At 66.3% G+C, this 3,410-nt stretch carries 2 protein-coding genes and 3 pseudogenes; 1 reads left to right on the top strand and 4 read right to left on the bottom strand.

The window, feature by feature from the left end:
- From U9980_RS25485 to U9980_RS25475, 3 genes and pseudogenes are all read right to left on the bottom strand, one after another.
- A pseudogene (locus tag U9980_RS25485) lies at positions 1-297 on the bottom strand (hypothetical protein); the annotation flags it as partial.
- A gap of 68 nt (positions 298-365) precedes the next feature.
- Positions 366-1,074 (bottom strand): annotated as a pseudogene (locus tag U9980_RS25480) (IS6 family transposase).
- A 98-nt stretch (positions 1,075-1,172) separates the two neighbouring features.
- Positions 1,173-1,694 carry a CchlQ gene (locus tag U9980_RS25475; protein WP_322770250.1) on the bottom strand — a complete coding sequence of 174 codons (522 nt, stop codon included), beginning with the start codon at positions 1,692-1,694 and terminating at the stop codon, positions 1,173-1,175.
- 214 nt (positions 1,695-1,908) lie between these two features.
- On the opposite strand from U9980_RS25475, the pseudogene U9980_RS28790 reads away from it, so the two are divergent.
- Positions 1,909-2,804: pseudogene (locus tag U9980_RS28790) on the top strand (integrase core domain-containing protein).
- A 123-nt stretch (positions 2,805-2,927) separates the two neighbouring features.
- Here U9980_RS28790 and U9980_RS25460 read toward each other — a convergent pair.
- The coding region (locus U9980_RS25460) for a TetR/AcrR family transcriptional regulator C-terminal domain-containing protein (RefSeq protein ID WP_322770248.1) at positions 2,928-3,410 on the bottom strand (483 nt) is incomplete at its 5' end.

The following is a 3,410-nucleotide window of genomic DNA, read 5'->3' as shown; positions in this document are numbered from 1 at the left end:
GTACAAGTTGTGATGAGGGTACAAACCACTTTGATCCAAAACTGGATGGATGGTCGACTTCATATCCGGAAGACGTAGTTTTTGCTTCGCGATAAGCTGATGGTCGACTTTGTCGATAGTTCTGTACCAGCGGGCAGGTTGCCTCCTGGCGACGTAACGGTTACGCAAAACGCCACCGTGGCGCTCAAAGTATGCGGCAAGCCGATAGAAATGTTCAACGATCTGCTGGAAAGGCATGTGTCGCCTTGACCGCTTGATTCCGCCAGCCATCGGTGAACGCGGGAACTCCCTACTCAAGACCACCTTCAAGGGCACTGTTGCGTTCCGCGGGCCGGGGGCGCGGTGGAGGCCGGTTGGCCGCCTGGTCAGAGCGCCAGGGCGAGTTCGATGAAGGCTGCCGCGAGCCGGCGGTGCGGCTCGGCGTCGAGTCCGAGCTCGTGGTGTCCGCGGCGAATGTTTTGGATCAAGGCGTGTCCGGAGCCGATCACCTGGGCGGAACGGAACCGTTTCAACCCGCGCATCGACCGAAGCCGAGCCTTCAACCTTCCATGATCGGACTCGATTGGGTTGTTCGCATACTGGGCGGTGACGTGGTGGGCGGCGGGGATCTGCTCGTCGAGGACCCGCGGGTAGGAGGGTGCCCGGTCGGTGGTCACCTCGACCGGGCGACGTCCGTAGGACAGCGCCCCAGCGAAGAACCGGCGCGCCGCGGCCAGGTCCCGCTTCTCCGAGGCCAGCACGTCGACGACCTGGCCGAACTGGTCGATCGCCCGGTACAAGTAGGTCCACCGGCAGGCGACCTTCACGTAGGTCTCGTCGACGAACCACCGGCCACCAGGTGTGCGACGGCAGGGCCGGGCCGCGTCGATCAGCAGCGGCGTGAACCGCTGCACCCAGCGGAACAGGGTCACATGCTCGACGACGACGCCGCGTAAGTAGTTCCTCGACGTCCCGGAAGGACAGGGCGTAACGCAGGTACCAGCGCACGCCCAGCACGATCACCTCCCGTGGAAACCGAAACCCCGCGAACTCCGAGGCCGCAGCCGGCGGACGAACACGACGACGACGCGTCATTCGATCATGCCCGGTCGGCCACCCTGACTGCCACGCCCGGCCAACGCAACAGCGCCCCGGCATGTGAGTTCGCTTCGCGCGCTGCGCGAGCACGGACTCTACTGCGACGGCCTGCACAGGTCGCACCGTTCGCGACCGTTCCAGGAAGGCCAGCCGAAGGTATCGGGCGACAGTGCCTTCGTCCCCAGCTCCTCTCGGACATACCGCCTGTAGTGCCAGACCGCGTCGAGGTACGGGTGGTACGCGTCGTGAAAGCTGGCGGATGAGATGGAAGCACCTGCTGCCACCACCCGTCGCAGTGCCCGCAGCTGTTCGTACATGGCCTGACCCGCGCCGGCCACGGTCGAGGTGGCGTCGATGAAGAGCCTCTCCCTCGCCTCGTAGATTCCCGCGTCGGCCAGTGCCGCGCGGGTACTCACCTCACGGTCGCTCGGCGTCTCAGATCCTTCGGCGATCTGGCGAAGCCGGGTATGGCAAACCCCTACCGCGGAGACGAAATCGATGTACAGGCTCCGGCGATTGGCCTCCCGGCTCCTGTCTTTCTCGTCGTGATGGCGCAGGACGTCGGCCAGGATGGTCCCCGAAAGAGCGAGGGCGCCACCGCCTAAGGTCGCGACCAAGGTCGTCCAGTCCACACTCGTCCCTCTGCCTGTCGTGCCCACGAAGAGTGCACCCTCTGCGACTGCCCTCGTAGGGAGGCTACGACCCATCGCATCGCGGTCGCGAACCCATGGCGACAGCGCGCGACCCTGTGGGGCTCCAGAACGTCGATTCGGGCTGTGGCCTGCGGGTTCGCCGGCGGCGTGTGGCTGGCGTCGGGCAGGCTGGGTGGCCATGGTCTGGTCCCTGCTCTACGCCGTGACGCGGAACGCGCTCGCCCTGACGCTGCTGCGCCGGCACCGCGAAATCCTCGCCCGCAAGTGAACGTATCCCCGGACGACACCGGGGCGTCCACCGGTTCGCCGCGAGATCCGCGCCCTGGTGCTGCGGCTGGCCGGGGAGAACCCCGGCTGGGGGCACCGCCGGATCCAGGGCGAGCTGGTCGGGTTGGGCTACCGGGTCGGGGCCGCGACCGTGTGGCGGATCCTGCACGCGTCCGGTGTCGATCCCGCACCACGGCGGGTGGAGGCCTCCTGGCGGTCCTTCCTGCGGGTACAGGCGGCCGGCATCCTGGCCTGCGACTTCTTCACCGTCGACACCGTCTTCCTGCAGCGGATCTACGTGTTCTTCGTCGTGGAACACGCCACCCGCCACGTCCACGTCCTCGGCGCCATCCGCCATCCGCCATCCGCCATCCGCCATCCGACCGGAGCCTGGGTCACCCAACAGGCGAGAAACCTGCTGATCGGCCTCGACGACCGCGCCGGAAACTTCCACTTCCTGATCCGTGATCGTGACAGCAAGTTCACCGACACCTTCGACGCGGTATTCACCGGTGCCGGGATCAGCGTGCTGCGTACCCCACCGCAGGCCCCAAGGCGAACGCGATCGCCGAAAGGTGGGTCGCCAGCGTCCGCCGCGAGTGCACCGACCGGATGCTGATCGTCTCCGAACGACACATCACGTCGGTCCTCGATACCTACGCCGAGCATTTCAACACACACCGGCCGCACCGCTCCCTCGACCAGAAACCACCCGACCCGCCAGCACCACAACCCACCCCAGGCGCCGCCATCCGTCGCACCCGCATCCTCGGCGGCCTCATCAACGAATACCGCAACGCCGCCTGACCAGGTCCCCTGGCATGGACGCCACCCGGCAAACCCACAGGTCACCGGCCCAATCGGCGTTTTGGAGCCCCACAGGCCCGGATCGTCTTGACGTGCGATCTTGCCGTCTCGCTTGCGGTGCACCTACCGGCGTGTTCGGTAGCAGCGCAGCCACATCTCAACGCCGTCATCGACGATCTTCTCGATGTCGGCGGGTGAGAGGTTGCGCATCCCGTAGCGGGACTGGTGCGCTGCCTCGTACGCGGTGAGCAGGACGAGTTGGTGGGCAGCCAGGTCGACGTCGCGCACCTCGAGGACCCCGTTGTGGACCTGCTGTTTGATCTCGCGCGCGAGGACCGTCTCGAACGCGGTGCGCGGGCGGGCCCATTCGTCACCGAGCTCAGGGTGGCGCACCTGCTCGGCGATGATGACGCGGCGCAGCGCGTTGATGTTTTTCGCGAGGATCAGTTCCACCCAGATCCGTGCGGCGGCACGAAGGTCGCGGTCCAGGTCACCTGACTCGGTGAACTCCGTCGCGAACCGGGACTCGGCTTCGCTCGCGGCGTCGCGCTGTGCCGTCTCGATGACCGCGGTGAACAGGCTCTTCTTGTCGCCGAAGTGGTTGTA

This window comes from Protofrankia sp. Cr1 (genome assembly GCF_963555865.1).
Classification (GTDB): Bacteria; Actinomycetota; Actinomycetes; order Frankiales; family Frankiaceae; genus Protofrankia.
This window is presented reverse-complemented; position numbering and strand designations above follow the sequence as displayed.